The sequence below is a fragment of the Cyclobacterium xiamenense genome, assembly GCF_009467825.1.
In the GTDB taxonomy this organism is placed as follows: domain Bacteria; phylum Bacteroidota; class Bacteroidia; order Cytophagales; family Cyclobacteriaceae; genus Cyclobacterium; species Cyclobacterium xiamenense.
Genome location: NZ_WIOK01000054.1, coordinates 1 through 16,929, shown reverse-complemented (window position 1 = coordinate 16,929; position 16,929 = coordinate 1). Strand labels below are relative to the sequence as shown.

At 46.5% G+C, this 16,929-nt stretch carries 13 protein-coding genes; all 13 read left to right on the top strand.

The annotated features are described in order from the left end of the window. Positions 1–173 precede the first annotated feature (173 nt). Entirely contained in the window at positions 174–494 is a 321-nt protein-coding gene (locus GCU44_RS22320) for a hypothetical protein (protein WP_154859615.1), read from the top strand. A gap of 155 nt (positions 495–649) precedes the next feature. Beyond that, positions 650–1,465 (top strand): sialate O-acetylesterase, encoded by an 816-nt coding sequence (locus GCU44_RS22315; protein ID WP_154859614.1) that lies wholly within the window; start codon positions 650–652, stop codon positions 1,463–1,465. 1 nt (position 1,466) lies between these two features. Beyond that, positions 1,467–2,483 carry a family 43 glycosylhydrolase gene (locus tag GCU44_RS22310; RefSeq protein ID WP_154859613.1) on the top strand — a complete coding sequence of 339 codons (1,017 nt, stop codon included), beginning with the start codon at positions 1,467–1,469 and terminating at the stop codon, positions 2,481–2,483. Positions 2,484–2,795: 312 nt separating this feature from the next. Further along, a complete protein-coding gene (locus tag GCU44_RS22305) occupies positions 2,796–4,184 on the top strand; it encodes an alpha-L-fucosidase (protein WP_154859612.1) in 1,389 nt (462 codons plus the stop codon). A 4-nt stretch (positions 4,185–4,188) separates the two neighbouring features. Beyond that, positions 4,189–4,908 carry a DUF459 domain-containing protein gene (locus GCU44_RS22300; protein ID WP_154859611.1) on the top strand — a complete coding sequence of 240 codons (720 nt, stop codon included), beginning with the start codon at positions 4,189–4,191 and terminating at the stop codon, positions 4,906–4,908. Between the two features lie 32 nt (positions 4,909–4,940). Next, the gene (locus GCU44_RS22295) at positions 4,941–6,341 is read left to right on the top strand and encodes an alpha-L-fucosidase (protein ID WP_154859610.1); all 1,401 of its coding nucleotides are present in this window, start codon (positions 4,941–4,943) and stop codon (positions 6,339–6,341) included. A gap of 1 nt (position 6,342) precedes the next feature. Further along, positions 6,343–7,809 carry a sulfatase gene (locus GCU44_RS22290; protein WP_154859609.1) on the top strand — a complete coding sequence of 489 codons (1,467 nt, stop codon included), beginning with the start codon at positions 6,343–6,345 and terminating at the stop codon, positions 7,807–7,809. Next, positions 7,809–10,106, top strand: coding sequence for a glycosyl hydrolase family 95 catalytic domain-containing protein (locus GCU44_RS22285; RefSeq protein WP_154859608.1), 2,298 nt, complete (start codon positions 7,809–7,811; stop codon positions 10,104–10,106). The genes GCU44_RS22290 and GCU44_RS22285 overlap by 1 nt, the downstream gene beginning before the upstream one ends. A gap of 16 nt (positions 10,107–10,122) precedes the next feature. After that, positions 10,123–12,843, top strand: a complete 2,721-nt coding sequence (locus GCU44_RS22280; RefSeq protein ID WP_154859607.1) for a sialate O-acetylesterase — start codon at positions 10,123–10,125, stop codon at positions 12,841–12,843. Positions 12,844–12,942: 99 nt separating this feature from the next. Further along, positions 12,943–14,121, top strand: coding sequence for a 6-bladed beta-propeller (locus tag GCU44_RS22275; RefSeq protein WP_154859606.1), 1,179 nt, complete (start codon positions 12,943–12,945; stop codon positions 14,119–14,121). Positions 14,122–14,464: 343 nt separating this feature from the next. Beyond that, positions 14,465–15,076 (top strand): TetR/AcrR family transcriptional regulator, encoded by a 612-nt coding sequence (locus tag GCU44_RS22270; protein WP_241685071.1) that lies wholly within the window; start codon positions 14,465–14,467, stop codon positions 15,074–15,076. Positions 15,077–15,354: 278 nt separating this feature from the next. After that, on the top strand, positions 15,355–15,813 hold the full coding sequence (locus GCU44_RS23530; protein ID WP_394366510.1) for an ERCC4 domain-containing protein: 459 nt from the start codon (positions 15,355–15,357) through the stop codon (positions 15,811–15,813). A gap of 451 nt (positions 15,814–16,264) precedes the next feature. Further along, complete coding sequence (locus tag GCU44_RS22260) at positions 16,265–16,540, top strand: hypothetical protein (protein WP_154859603.1); 276 nt, start codon at positions 16,265–16,267, stop codon at positions 16,538–16,540. Positions 16,541–16,929: the final 389 nt, after the last annotated feature.

Below are 16,929 nucleotides of genomic sequence, written 5' to 3'. Positions count from 1 at the left end.
AGCTTAATAAAGAGCCAAGAAAGGGAAGCTAAAAATCAAAATTATTCAATTTTGAAACCAGAAAAATAAACCAAAAAGCTTAACTTAATAGCATTGCTTGCGAACCCAGGATAGATTTTGACGAAGGCCAATGGGGAGACACTGCCTTTATCACCAATGTAAATATATTTACCTTGCAAGCAGATGAGCATGAGCTTCAGGAATTTTATGAGAATGGTGAGTTGACACCAGCGCGCAGAAGACTCATTATTTCAACCGGAAATGCGGTGATTGAAGATGAAAATTTCACTGCTACGGTTACCGTACCCGCATCTGCGGACCTTACCAGGGCTGGTATCATCATTAATCACCAAAGCATGCGGGTAGAACCGGTTGGGTTTTCTCCGGTTGCTGGCATTATTACCGATTTATCCGATCGAGAATTTATTTACAAGCTTGTTTCAGCCGATGGAACGACACACGATTGGGTAATCAGGATTGTAGAAGAAGAATAAGTACTGAAATTTAAAATTAGTTTTCAAATAAAAAGCAATTCAAGCAGTCAAGTGTATCTTGGCTGCTTGATTTTTGCTTACCATTCAAGTAATTGCCTAAAAGAAAAGTATACAACTTCACAAAATCACCCATTTAATTGCCCTAAACATAACCTATGAACTCCCTTAAATTAGTGCTGTTTTTTTTAATGCTTCCCTGCTGGCTTGCCGCCCAGGAAACCGTTGACCTGTTTATCTGGGCCGGACAATCCAATGCGCAGGGATATATAGGTGATGCAAGGGAATACCCAAATGATGAAGAAGCATTGGATAATGGCATTTTATTAAACTACACTGTGTCTGCCAAAGAGAGCTCGAATGGGGATTGGATACCCATGCAAGCCCAAAAAGGAAGGTTTCCTGCTGGCCACTTTGGCCCGGAGGTGAGCTTCGCCCGGGAATTGAAAAAAGCCGGTTACCATCCTGCCATTTTCAAATATACCCGGGGTGGAACCGGACTGAAAAAGGATTGGAAATCACCTGGAGATGGGGGCATCTATGATGCCATGGTCGCAGATTTAAAAAAAGCCGTCGAAAACCTGGAGCAGCGTGGGCAGTTGGTTAACATCAGGGGCTTTATTTGGATACAGGGCGAAACGGATGCCGGAGAGGATGAAGCAGCCAAAAATTATGAAAAAAATTTAAGCCAACTGATCGCCCATTTGCGGTCCGAAGTAGTGAAAAACGAGGCCCTAAAGGTGATTTTGGGGGTAGATGAGCAACACTATTTTGTTGTGGAGCGGCCAATTGTTCTGGAAGCACAAAAGTCAATCGCCCGGGGAGACAAAAACATTGTTTTCACTTCCATGCTTGATCTTGAAAAGGCAGATGTAACCCATTTGACTTCGGCTGGATTGGTCCTTCATGGGAAACGTATTTTTAAAGGATTCAAGCAGGTAGAACCGAATCTAGATAACAATAAAACGTGGTAAAATGAGCAAGAAAAACTTTATGTGTTTGCTATTCCTGTTGTTGATTTCAACAAATGCAATCAACGCCCAAGACATTGAAACCTTTTTCAATAGTATGGAATTTAAATTCACCGAGGTGTCAGGAATAGGCTATGAAAAAGGAGTTACCCGCAGGGATCCCAGCGATGTCATCAAAGTCGGAGAAACCTATTACGTGTATTACACTAAAATCCCCGATGCCCAACCAAAATATTGGGGCGCAGGGTATTGGGGCGCCAGCGTTTGGTGTGCCAAATCGGAAGACGAGGGCTATTCCTGGACCGAAGTAGGGCAAATGCTGGATGTAGGGGAAGCGGATCAATGGGATTCCCAGGCAGTGTTTACCCCAAATATCCTATTTGCTAACGGCAAGTACTACCTGTACTACACCGGAGTAAAGCCCACGCCGGGAAATGCCAACGGAGAATTCGAAAACAACAACATCAGTGATATTACCGCAATCGGTGTCGCGGTTGCTGATTCCCCCGAAGGACCCTTCAAAAGGATGGACCAGACTCCCATTTTAAAAGTAAGCGTAGAACCGGAGAAGTTTGACAGTTACCGGGTAGACGACGCATCCCTCCTCTACCGAAACGGCTTGTACTGGCTGTATTACAAGGGCCGATCCTTACTTGGCGGGCAAGGCGGACCAGCACATACGGCAATGGGTGTGGCGTATGCGAAAGACCCGGAAGGACCCTACACCAAATATGGAAAAGAAATCCTCGAAAGAAGCCATGAGGTGCTGATATGGCCCCAGGGCACCGGGGTGGGTGCCTTTGCTTCCTTATCGGAAACATTTGAATTTGCCCCTGATGGAATTGATTTTATGTCAAACAAACTTAATGCAAAGGTAAAGGAACGTGCGGTTGCCCCGGGAGGGTTTCGACCGGATATTACCAATCCTGTGGTGGTTGGCGAAGGATTAAAATGGGGCATATCCATGATCCACAACAAACACGAATGTTACCTGGTCCGTTTCGAATTGGTCTCCAAATGAAAAATAGCCCATTAATTATTCATCTTTAAACCCCCAAATACCACTGCGCAGGATAGTAGATTTGAATTAAATTAAAAATAAGACATAGTGACATCGAGCATTAAGGAACCCTCTCGCAGCATTTTAAATTTAGCCTTTTCAGAAAGAAAATGGCATTTCGATTTCACGCAGCGGTCGCGGCGAATCCGCAGCGTTCGCCGCGTGAAAAATTTATCCTTTAACATTGGTAGGGATGAGTGTCATCCTTTCAAGATTCCAGCCCTACCTTGGGTAAGGGACAAGTTTAACCATTGAAAAGCAAAACAATATCATATGCAATTGAAAATACTCTTAGTAGCGTGCTTCTTAGTCCATGGATTAAAAAGTTGGGGACAAACAGAAGTCCCCATTCCGACGCAAGCCCAATTAGAATGGCAACATGCAGAATTGGCTGCCGTCTTCCATTACGATTTGCATGTTTTTGATGGAAAAGCCTATAACCAGGCAAAAAACAGGATTACCCCCATCCCCGACTACAACATCTTTAATCCAACGAAACTGGATACGGATCAATGGGTCAAAGCCGCCAAAGATGCTGGCTTTAAGATTGCCATCTTAACGGCAACACATGAGACCGGTTTTGCCCTCTATCAGAGCAAGGTCAATCCTTATTCATTGAAAGCGGTAGAATGGCGGGAAGGAGAAGGGGATATTGTCCAGGACTTTGTAAATTCATGTCGCAAATACGGTATTGCTCCTGGTATTTACATTGGGATCCGTTGGAATTCCTTTTTTGGCGTGCATGATTTTAAAGTGAATGGGGATAATGAATTTGCAAAAAACAGACAGGCCTATTACAATAACATGTGTGAGGGAATGGTCGAAGAGTTGACTTCCCAGTATGGTGAACTGGCCATCATTTGGTTTGATGGAGGAGCACATGGCCCCGAAAAAGGAGGACCGGACGTGCTATCCATTTTTGAAAAGAACCAACCCAACGGCATTTTCTACCACAATACCCAACGCGCAGATATCCGCTGGGGAGGAAGTGAAAGTGGAACGGTCCCCTACCCGAGTTGGGGTACATTTCCCTTTCCTTTCTCGCATGCTGCCAATCAGGAAGTCGTTCTTAAAAATAATTTTCAACTACTTAAGGAAGGGGACCCAGACGGGAAGCATTACATGCCTGCAATGAGCGATGCACCATTGCGTGGGTACAATGGAGGCCACGAGTGGTTTTGGGAGCCGGATGATGAGCAACATATCTATCCACTGGAAAACCTTATGGACATGTACTACAAAAGTGTCGGGCACAATACCACCCTGATTATGGGGCTGACGCCTAATGCAGATGGCTTGCTGCCCCAGGCCGATGTGGAGCGTTTGAAGGAATGGGGAGCCGAAATAAAACGACGGTTTAGCAATCCCTTGGCAGAAGCTTCTGGAAAAGGCAAAAAGCACAGGCTTAAATTAAAAAAATGGACCCCCATCAACCACATCGTTTTGCAGGAAGCGATCGCCCAGGGCGAAAGGGTAAGGGAGTTTAAATTAGAAGTCAAAACGTCAACCGGCTGGCAACCTATTTTTGAGGGTTCCGTTATCGGACATAAATTTATCCATAAATTTGACGAAATGGAGGTGGATGCGGTAAGGCTTACAATCGCTGAATCAAAAGGAGAACCACTGATACACCGTTTTAGCGTATTTCACATCAAAGAGTAGACCTATGAATCGGATAGAAACCTACTTCCCCACCATTATTCTTTGCTCCCTCCTTTTACTCCTACTATTTGCTTTCAGAGACGTTACCAAGGAAAAAATAAAAGTAGCCAGTATCGGGGATAGCATTACCTACGGTGCACGCCTGGATAACCCCGACAGCGATTCCTATCCCGCCCACTTGCAAAAGCTCCTGGGGGATGATTATGCCGTGGAAAATTTTGGTGTGGGAGGTTGCACCCTAATTAGAAAAGGCATTCCCACCGTTTGGAATGAGTTGCCCAAAATAAAGGCGGCAAACCCGGATATCATCGTCATCAGCCTTGGCACCAACGATACCTGCGGCTATGGTACTTGTGGAGACCGTAAGTGCTGGGAGTACAAGGATGAATTCGAAAAGGATTACCGGGACCTCATCGATGAACTTTCCCAACTCCCATCTGATCCCCAAATCTTCCTATGCGCACCCTCGCCCATGGTGTTGGAAACCCCTGGCCTGGATGCTGAACGGATAGCCGGTCTGAAAGTCCGAAAACCCAGACTTCAAGAACTTATTAGTATGACAAAAAAGGTGGCAATGGAGAAGAATGTATCCTTCATTGACCTCAATGAACCATTGGACCATCGACCGGAACTGTTTACGCTAAGCGATGGCGTTCACCCGAATAAGGAGGGTTACGAGGCCATTGCAAAATTAGTAGCAATGAAACTCACAGGCCATAAGTAAATAGAATGATGCCATTTAATTTTAGAAAACCGATGTTAAAAACGATGCTATTTTCCCTGGGCTTATTTCTTGCCCTTTATTTGAATACAACTGCGCAGCAGCAGGTTCCCATCCCTACACCCGCCCAACTACAGTGGCAGCAGGCCGAACTGGCAGCATTGGTTTGCTGGGACATGCATGTATTTGATGGTGAATTTTATGTGCAGCCCAAAGCAAGAATTACCCCGGTAGAAGATTACAACGCATTTAATCCACTAAAGTACGATATGGATCAGTGGATCCGGTCCTTAAAAGATGCCGGATTCAACATTGCCATTTTTACCGTCAGCCACGAGACCGGCTTCTTTTTTCACCAAAGTAACGCTACCCCCTACTCCATGAAGGCCTTAAAATGGCAGGATGGACAAGGAGACATCCTTCGGGATTTCAAAGCAGCTTGTGAAAAATACGATATACTCCCAGCCGTCTATATCGGTACACGCTGGAATGCATTTTATGGCGTGTACGACTTTAAGGTGCAGGGAGACAATGAATTTGCCCGCAACCGACAAGAGCACTACAACCGAATGATCGAAAAAATCGTGGAAGAAATCTTCACCAATTATGGCGACTGGGCAATGGTTTGGTTTGACGGGGGCGCACATGGTCCTAAACAAGGAGGGCCGGATGTACTCTCCGTTTTTGAGAAACACCAGCCAAACAGTATTTTTTACCACAACCTCCAACGGGCGGATATCCGCTGGGGTGGCAGCGAAACGGGTACCGTACCCTATCCCAGTTGGGGAACGTTCCCCTATCCGGCAATTGGCGCCGGGGAAAGCGCCCGAAAAGAAATCGGCGCCAATAATTTTCAACTTTTAAAAACCGGAGATCCGAACGGTGCCTATTACATGCCTGCCATGAGCGATGCCCCCTTGCGAGGACATGGCGGCCACGATTGGTTTTGGGAACCCAATCGTGAACATATTATTTATCCGCTTGAAAACCTGGTGAAAATGTATTATAATTCATTGGGTCACAATTCTACATTGATCCTGGGCGTGACGCCCAATGCGGATGGCTTGATGCCGGAGCCTGATGTAAAACGGCTAAAAGAATTTGGAGAGGAAATCGATCGGAGATTTTCCACTCCCCTGGCCCGGATTTCGGGAAGGGGAAACAATATTTCCCTTAGCCTGGAAAAGGCGCAAACGATTGACCATATTATATTGCAGGAAGACATATCGAAAGGGGAACTGGTACGCGAATTTATATTGGAGGCCGAAATAATTGGGAAGTGGACTGAGGTTTATAGGGGCTCTTCCATTGGCCATAAGCACATCGTAACCATAGATCCGGTACATACGGATAAAATTCGGTTTGTGGCCAGGTCATCCAAAGGCGAGCCCCGGCTAAAATCCTTGGCAGTCTACAAAATTGATCCTCCACAGTAATATGATTGCACAGTTACTCCGATTCACCTTTCTATTGGTACTGTTCCCATCTGTAGGCCACTCACAGGCTGCACCTGCAGGAGATGAGCCACCAAACATCCTTTTTATCCTGGTAGATGATTTAGGATATCATGATTTGGGATATACCGGAAGCCGCTTTTATGAAACCCCCCATATCGATAAGCTAGCGGCAGAAGGCATGAGCTTTACCAATGCCTATGCCACCAGCCCCATTTGCTCCCCCTCCAGAGCAGCCATTCTGACGGGAAAATACCCGGCTCGGTTAAACCTGACCGACTACATTCCTGGCAACCGCCACTACGGTCCCCATCCCGACCAAAAACTGGCTTCCCATCCCTTTAAACTATTTCTTGATCCCGAAGAGACTACCCTAGCGGAAGCCTTTAAATCAAATGGATATGCCACCTTTTTTGCGGGAAAATGGCATTTGGGAGAAAAGGACATGCACTATCCGGAACAGCATGGTTTTGAGGTAAATGTGGGTGGCAATGCTACGGGTCACCCTGCCGGAGGGTATTTTTCACCCTATGCAAACCCGCAATTGCCCGATGGGCCGGAAGGAGAGTACCTTACGGATCGCCTTACGGAAGAAACCATCCGGTTTATTACCAAAAAAAGAGAAAAGCCTTTTTTTGCCCTCCTCTCCTATTATACCGTTCATCTGCCTTTGCAAGGGAAGGAAGAAAAAGTAAAAAAGTATCAAAATAAACGCCAGCAAATGTCATTTGAAGGAGCGGCATTTGACCAGCAAAATCAAACCTATCAAAAAAATCATCAGGACCATCCTACCTATGCGGCCATGGTAGAAAGCCTGGATGAGAACGTGGGCCGTCTCCTGCAAGCCCTTTCCGAAGCCGGGCTCGACAGCAATACCCTGGTTATTTTCACCTCGGATAACGGCGGGATGGCTACCAGCAACCTGGCCGAACAAATCCCCACGTCCAATGCCCCCCTGCGAACCGGAAAAGGTTATTTGTACGAAGGAGGCATCCGGGTTCCACTTATTTTCCGCTGGCCAGGAACCATAAAAGAAGGAAGTACGCATGAGTTTCCGGTAACCGGTACCGACCTTTTTCCCACCTTTCTGGAAATGGCGGGTTTAAATCCATTGCCGCATCAGCACCAGGACGGACTAAGCCTAAAGCCCCTGCTGAGGGGTAAAAGTATGGAAGAGCGGCCCATATTTTGGTATTATCCCCACTATAGTGGAGGTCTTGGAGGTCGACCTTCGGCTGCCATCCGAGAGGGGCAGTACAAACTGGTCCACTTTTTTGAAAGCGACCAATCGGAATTATACCATCTGGAAACCGATCGAGCCGAAGAATCTGACCTAAGTAATTCGTCCCCTAAAAGAAGAAAACAATTAAATAAAAAATTACAACAGTGGGTGAAGGAAATGGCAGTACAATTACCTTATCCAAACCCATCTTATCAACCTGAAAACTAATGGAATTCAAAAAAATACTTGGTTTTGCATGTACCCTCTTTTGTGTGCTTTCGATGGGCGGCTGTCAGGAAAAGCAAGCCGATCAAGGCACACCCTTTTATATGGAACGCAGCTTCCCGGACCTGGCAAAGACCTGGGACGAAGGCATACCCCTTGGCAACGCCATGCTGGGCGCACTGGTCTGGCAAAAGGACGGAAAACTGCGGTTTTCCCTGGATCGGGCAGATCTTTGGGATCTGAGAAACATGGAAAACCTGGACTTTGAAAACAATGATTTCAACTGGGTGAAAAATCAATGGGAAGACAAGCAATATGGGGCAGTACAGAGACAATATGACCTTCCGTATGACACCCTTGCCGGACCTTCAAAAATCCCGGGAGCGGCACTTGAATTTGATATTTCCGAATGGGGCGAAATAGCATCCGTCAAACTGGATCTTCAAAAAGGAAGCAGTGAAATCCAATGGAAAAACGGCACCCTATTAAGGACCTTTGTCCATGCCACCGAACCGGTTGGTTGGTACCGTTTTGAAAATCTCAAAGTTGACCTGTTGCCAGAAATGGTGCCCCCTCCTTACGTAGGAGCCGGACCATCAGAAGCCCTGGACCCGGTCAGTGGACAAGACCTGCGAAGGTTGGGATATCCGGCCGGCGAACTTTCCCAGGAAGGAAATACCCTGACTTATGAGCAGGAAGGATGGGACGGATTCCGGTTTCGGGTGAATACCCGATGGGAGAAAACAGCAGATCAACTTGAGGGATTCTGGAGCATCAGTTCAAGTAAGAAAGACCAGGAAACCGCCGATACCGCCTCGGAGATCACTGAAAAAGCTTTTGCCAAAAATCAGGATGAATACCATCAGGAGCACCTTACCTGGTGGGATGACTACTGGAAGGCATCCTCCATTACCCTTCCCGACACCCTTTTGCAGCAGCAATATTACATGGATATGTACAAACTGGGTGCTGCTGCCAGACAGGGAGCACCACCCATTTCCCTGCAAAGCGTCTGGACGGCGGACAATGGTAAATTACCGCCCTGGAAAGGGGATTTCCACCACGACCTCAATACCCAATTAAGCTACTGGCCTACCTATGCAGGCAACCACCTGGAGCTGGAGCAAGGCTTTATCGACTGGCTCAATCAACATCAACCCACCTTTGAAAAATACACCCGGGAATATTTTGGAACGAATGGATTGAATGTACCCGGAGTGACCACGCTGGAGGGAGACCCTATGGGCGGCTGGATACAATATGCATTCGGACCCACCGTAAGTGCCTGGCTGGGACACCACTATTACCTGCATTGGCGGTATACGATGGATAGACAGTTTCTGGAAGCCGAAGCCTATCCCTGGATCCGGGAAGTTGCCGTTTATTTGAAGGAGCTTTCCATTGTGGATGAAGGTGGAAAAAGAAAACTTCCCTTGTCTTCCAGCCCCGAAATCCATAACAACGATGCCCGGGCATGGTTTGACCAAATGACCAATTATGACCTGGCCCTGGTGCGTTGGACCTATACCACTGCCGCCGAACTGGCCCTGGAACTGGGCTATACTGATGAAGCAGCAGATTGGAATACCATGCTGGCCGAATGGCCCGATTATGCCACGGATGAAACAGGGCTAATGGTAGCACCTGACAATCCGTTAGAAGAGTCCCACCGGCATTTTTCCCATATCATGGCCATTCATCCCCTAAGCTTGATAGATCCCTCCAATGGAGAAAAGGATCGGGAAATCATAGAAAATACCATTGCCCATTTAGATAAGCTGGGATCATCCAACTGGACCGGCTATTCCTTTGCCTGGCTGGGAAACCTTAAGGCAAGGGCGGGAGATGGAGAGGGAGCCGCCATGGCCTTACGGGATTTTGCTTCCTCCTTTGTATTGCCCAACAGTTTCCATGTCAATGGAGACCAATCGGGAACCGGAAAGTCGAATTTTACCTACCGTCCCTTTACCTTGGAAGGAAATTTTGCCTTTGCTGCGGGGATTCAAGAAATGCTGATACAAAGTCACACTGGCGTGGTAAAGCTGTTTCCAGCCATTCCTGCAGACTGGCAAGATGTTTCTTTTAAAACCCTGCGCACCCAAGGTGCATTCCTTGTTTCTGCAACTAGAGAGAATGGAAAAGTGGACAAAGTGGAGATTATCTCTGAAAAGGGGGGAGAAATAATTTTTGAAAATCCGTTTGGTAAAGATCAATTTTCATCTGATAAAGAATATATAAAGGATGGTCTGAATATAAAACTTACTTTAGCTGAAGGAGAGAAAGTAGTTTTTAACCGTTAAAAAGAGAGGCATTAGCATGAAGTGTTTCAGCGCAATCACCGGTATTTTCCTGCATCTTCTGGTTTTGCTACCGATCGATGCACCTGCACAGCAGGCCCTGGATCTTTTTATCTGGGCGGGCCAATCCAATGCCCAGGGATGGATGGGAGATGCTGCTAATTACCCGGAAGAAGGGAAGAAGCTGGATGAATCGATTTTTTTAAACTGGACTTTTGTGGACAACCAAAGTTCCGGTGGTAACTGGGTTACGATGCAACCTCAGCAGGGAAGGTTTCCCCAAGGCCATTTCGGGCCGGAGGTAAGCTTTGGTCGTGAACTCAAAAAACTGGGCTACAACCCTGCCATTTTCAAGTACACCAAGGGCGCGACCGGCCTTGCGCGTGACTGGAAATCTCCTGGTGAAGGCGGTATCTACGATCGCATGACCCTGAGTCTCGATTCGGCCATCCGGCAACTCGAAGAAACGGGATTTGAGGTAACGGTACGTGGGTTTATCTGGATTCAGGGCGAAAGCGACGCCGGGGAGGAAGGTACAGCCCAGGCCTATTCTTCCAACCTGAAGCAGCTGATCGGCCACTTGCGTCAGAACGTCGTCCATGCACCCGATCTGAAAATCATACTGGGCGTGGACGAACAGCATCCCTTCGTAAAAGAACGGCCGCTGGTGGTAGAAGCCCAAAAACGATTAGCTGCAGATGATGCAACGATTGCCTTTACCAGCATGCTGGGCCTTCCAAAAGCAGATGCCACGCACCTTACTCCCGAAGGATTGGTGGGACATGGAAAACGAATTGTTGACGCGTATCTATCGCTCCTTTCCGAAAACGAAAAATCACAACTCACAACCTTTCCGGGAGAAAAAAAGGTATGGAACGATTTTGTGCGGTATACCTTTCGATTCGAAGGCAGAGATGCCCATGTCACCTTACCGGAAAAGCCGCTTCCGGGCAATCCCTGGGTTTGGCGGGCACGCTTTCCGGGTTGGCACACGGAGATGGACCAATTACTGCTTTCCGAAGGCTTTCATCTGGCCTATGTCAACACGGACGATATGTATGGCAGTCCCACTGCGGTGGCGGTTTGGGACCGTTTCTACCAGTTTCTGACCACCGAATGGAAGCTCCATCCGAAGGTTTCGCTGGAAGGGGTGAGTCGTGGAGGCTTATTCATTTACAACTGGGCAAAGCGCAATCCCGAAAAAGTAAACTGCCTGTATGCGGAAGCGCCGGTCTGCGATTTTAAAAGCTGGCCGGGAGGTTTTGGCGCGGGCCAGGGAAGCCAGGCGGATTGGGAAAAACTAAAAATGGCCTATGGTTTTGCTTCAGACGAAGAGGCCCTGGCTTACGAAAATAATCCGATCGATAACCTCGAAACCCTGGCAGCGGCGAAGATACCCATCCTGCATATGATTGGATTGGACGATCAGGTGGTTCCTCCGGAGGAAAACACCTTTGTCCTGCTAGATCGCTACATTAAACTCGGTGGTCCGGCATCGGTTATTCCCTGTACCGAAGGAAAGCAGGCGTTGTTCGGGCACCATTTTCCGATTGAAACGCCCCGACTGGGTGCGGATTTTATTAGGTATCATACTGAATTACCCCAACCGCTCCTCCCTTCCGAAAACTACCACAGGCATCGACAGGGCATTCGAAACAGTCTTATCAGGTTTCAGCGGAATAAAACGGGCCGGGTTGCTTTCCTCGGCGGATCCATTACCTACAATACTGGCTGGCGTGACAGCATTTCCAACTACCTCCAAACACGCTTCCCGGATACCGAATTCCAATTTATCAATGCGGGCATTCCTTCCATGGGGTCCACTCCGGCGGCCTTCCGGCTGCAACGCGATGTACTGGCTGCTGGTACGGTCGACCTACTGTTTGTGGAAGCTGCGGTAAACGACGCATCGAACGGCAGAAGCGCTCAGGAACAGGTTCGGGCAATGGAAGGAATAATCCGGCAGGTCCGCCGGAAGGATGCCTCCACCGATATCGTCCTCATGCATTTTGTGGATCCGCCAAAGATGGAACGCTACCGTCGGGGACAAGTGCCGGAAGTGATTGAACATCACGAAAAAGTAGCCGATCACTACGGTATTCCGAGCATTCACTTAGCGCGGGAAGTGACCGAACGCATCGATGCGGGAGAATTTTCCTGGGAAGACGATTTTAAAGATCTTCATCCTTCACCTTTTGGGCAGGGGGTGTATTTTCGTTCCATGAAAACGTTTCTTGAAAAGGCCTGGGACGAAACAGGCGCAGAAGACGACAGCCGTGAACGCTACGTTTTGCCCCAACCGCTCGATCCGGCAAATTACAATAATGGAGTACTGATTGAGCCCGGCAGGGCCCGTATAGGCCACGGCTGGAAGTTCCTTCCTTCCTGGACCCCAGCCGATAATGCCGGCACACGGGCCAATTATACGGAGGTTCCCATGCTTGTTGCCCAGGAGGAGGGTGCTGTACTGGAATTTGGCTTTAGCGGAAATGCGGTTGGCATCGCTGTCGCAGCTGGACCTGATGCGGGGGTTATTGAATACCGAATTGACAATATGGAATGGCAAAAGCAGGATCTATATACGCGATGGAGCGGGAACTTGCATCTTCCCTGGTTTTATACGCTTGGTGCAGGATTAGAAGCGGGCACGCATGTCCTGCGTATTCGGATAGCAAAAGAAAGAAACCCACAGAGTACCGGAAATGCCTGCCGGATACGGTATTTCTTTATAAACAAATAAATTCAACCATAAGATAAAATGATACCAATGGGAAAATGACTGGATAGGAATTTAATTCGGATCCCCCTACATTTAAAGAAGAATTTATAAAATGTTGATATGATGCAATCTATCGCCTGTCCTATAGGAATGGCTGTCTCCTTATTTTTTTGTTTCGGGTGCCAGTCTTCGGAAACATCCAAACAAGACGGGATTCCTCGAATTGCCATATCGGAAGAGCACATCCTTCCATTTGATCAGGTGGCAACTGAGGTACGTTTTATTTCCCTCCGACCTCCAGAAAATCCATCGCAAAACCTGGCAAGCATGATTTACCACCTTTTTATCTCAGACAAGATTTACTACGCTACCAATTGGTATGAACGAACTGCGGTTCACATCTTTGATCTGGATGGTAACCACATAAATAGCCTCGAGAAAAAAGGAGATGGTCCGGCCGAATATCAACTTATTCAAGGTATTTACATAGATGATGAGGTACTTTCCATCAGTAGCGGACAGGGTGTAATCAAACAATACTCGCTTTCGGATTTGACATATATTAAGGAGTTCACCTTAGGAAAATCTTTCTTGCTTTCAAATTTTTATCCATTAGATGCATCCTCTTGGCTTATTTCAGTTGAATTTACCGGAGAATTGGATGAGAATGGAACATTTCCGGTTTTCATGAAGGTGAATAGTGAGAATGGGGCGTTGTCACCTCTTCCAATCAAAGCTTCCTCAGTAAACGCCAAATTGGGTGAGGGGAGCATAGCTCCATTTGACAACCAATTCTTATTAAATTATGGACTTTCGGATACATTATTCACCTATGACGGAGATCACGTACATGCCCATTTAGTTTTGGATTTTGGGAATAAACATCCAGATCAAAAGTACCTCTCAGCAAATCCTGAAAAGTTCGACCAGATCGTTCTTGACCAATCCAGTGCAATTAATCTTGGACACATCAACTATACAGCGCATACTATTCAATTAAAAACATTTGGGCCAAAAGAAAGTCGGATGTTGGATGTGAAAGACCTGAGGACATTTCCATTTCATACTGTTTTTATTGGTCCAGATCAGCAAGTGGTTGGATTTTTATCCTTTTCTGGAGCGGAAGGCAAAGGGTTTGCAAAAGACGGGTATTTCTATGAAGTACTACAGACTGAGGATTGGATGTATGCGATGGAAAATAACCTTTTTGGCGACTATGGTGCAGCATTAGAAGCATACCTGGAGACCATACCGGATCCTGAAGACCCCATTATCATGGAATTCAAAGTCGCCTTCTAATCTCAACCCATAGAGTTTCTTATTAGGAGAAGAAAACAAGCAGTCCATCACCCTGACGGAAAGTAGCGAAACCAGTACGAGAAGAAAAAACTCAATACAGGTAAGCCGTGTTATGAAAATGGGAAATAGGTACAGTCTTTCTATTCTTTACCCGAAGCAAGCAAAATATCATTGAAGAAAACTCACCATTACCAATTTGAGCTTGGAAACCTAAAGAGTCAAATTTTCCGTGGTAATCCCTGAGTTTGTTTACTTTTGTAAAGATCGGGGGTTAATTTGCCGGAGATTCCGCGAAATAGTTAAGATGACAAAAAAGAGCAAAATAAACACCAAGCAGCGAATCATGGATACTGCTGTAGAACTATTCAATAGAGATGGCGTTCAAAGTGTTACCAGCCGGCATATTGCCAAAGAAATGGGCATCAGCAACGGTAATCTGGACTATCATTTTAGGAATAAAGAAGCCTTGCTTCTGGCCATATACGAACAGATGCGTGCAGAAATGTCTGATTCTTACAGGGCTACCGATACCGTTGGAGAGAGTTTTGAGCAAATTCACCGGCTACTACTGCACCTGGAATCCTTTCAATACAAGTTTCGGTTTTTTAACCTCGACGTTCTGGTAATTTCGCGGACGTACCCGCAAATCAACCGTCTATTAAAGCATACCATACAGATCCGAAAAGAACAGATGGCCGATATGCTCCAGCAGGCCATCGCCGATGGGTTTTTCATTCAAGAGACCGAAGAAAACATCAGGCAACTTCTATTGTCGATCCGGATTATCATCACGTTTTGGCTGTCTCATGAAGAACTGGCTTCCGATTCCAGCTCGAAAAAACGGAACACGGGCATGTCCAAACATATTTGGCAGCTGCTTATTCCTTACATGACAGAAAAAGGAAAAGTGATGTACAACAACCTTGTCGAAAATGCAGATTTAATTAAAAAATAAATCGTGCGCCTGCATGCCGCAAGCATCGGAATGAATCCAACCGGGTTTGCGCCTAAGGCATCTCATATGGTGGCCTTGGGAAATGAGGAAAGGACTTCCCGGGTAAGGTTAGGTTGTGTATTGCCGAATGTCGAGGCCAGCGTTGCTAGAAAACAGTTCGTAGGCCCCACTAAACCCGCTGACCCAAACGCCTGCAGAAATCCATTTAATTGGTAAATTAGGGTATGACTTACTGATTTTAATATTCCAAACTACTGAAATCTTCCCATTATTTTCCTGTGCACTTCACCATAGATGCACCCGGACCAACCGCATTGGAGGAGCTCTTCCGGATAAAGGGAAATGGGATCGTCCACCGCCAGACGTTGTTGGCAGGCGACTATCTTTTTGACGGGGATCTGCAGGTGCAGAGGAAAACCATCCCTGATTTCTGCAAATCCATAAAAGATGGTCGATTGTTCCATCAGTGCGAAAACCAAGCCACAATTCCGTACCTGCCTGTCCCATGCTGGAAGGAAAAAACTACCGACATCCTGGGGGGCATGTTGCAACGTTTCACACAAGCTACCAAAGAAGGTTTATTCCTGTCCCCTACGTTCAAACAAAAGGGGCAGCCCTTGCTCGAACAAAGAATTCACCTTCCGGCAGATTTCCCTGGAGTAGGAGTTAATCGAGCTGAAAGGCTGTTGATAAATTTCGTCGATCTTCGTACGGAGTGCAAGGCTGGAGCGGAGTAAACCAGCAGGTGCCCGGGTTAGGGGAACGTACCATCGGGCGGTCAATTAAATTTTTAAAGAATTAGGTAGTAGAACGAAAGGCGCTACACAAGTTCCGATCAGAAAGTATTCCGAACCCTGTTTGTTCAAGGCTTTCTGGAAGGAGCTAACATCCGTCAGGTAGTATATCGTTTCTCCATGAAATGATGTGAGCTGTAGCCGACAGCGAGCAAGTAAATGACAGAACCTGGAAGTAGCTGGTAACGTGCTCATCAAGCGCAGAATTGACTGCCTGGTCAACAAGCGTTTTCCTATCCTTCGCCTCATTAATGTTGCAAAACCGATTGATTAGCAAATCAACTAATCGAATCATGAGACCATTAGCAAATTGAACCATCCCCTATCCCATTTTCTACGCGGAAATTACTGCGCGGAACAGTTTTTGCATGAATCTAATAAAAAATAAAGAAAAATGGATACTAGGGAAAAATTAGAAAAAATGGATCGGGCTATAAGGATGCTGGAAGACCTTAAAAATAGCCAGGTTGCCATGGTAGAAAAGTCTTCAAAACTACAAATGGACGCGATGGAGTTCAATTTCTCGGAAATGGAAAAAAACATGGGGAATCTATTCTCCACCTTCAATGAGTCCTTGGACATAATAAATACAGAATTGGAGCGCTTTGAGATCAAACGGAATAAATTCGAAATGAAACACGGATTGGATAAAGAAGAAGGCTTAGACTAGGCAGCGAAAGCCTCCCTTCCCATGGCTTTTCCTGTTTTTATTACGGTGACTTTCGTTAGACACAGGGTAGAACCCATTCCTGAAACTTGAAAAGTCCAGGGGAAAAGGTATTGTACTACGTCTTCAGCCGGTATTCCGTGTCTCCTCCCCTTGTTACTAAAAAAGCTTTTGTAAGAAGTTGGGTTGCTGGAAAAAAGATAGCGCATCAATGGTATAGCGGATCAGCCCAATCCAGCCCGGAGCCTGTTGTATTCCGGGCTGCAAACACCAGAGCGTAGGAGTCAATTCCACAATGCTATTAAGTTAAGAAAAAAACAGCTCTAGAGGCCAAAATAAGCCGGTTTTCCTTATGAAAACCGGCTTGCTTTAAGTAACTTAAAGCTTCTAAA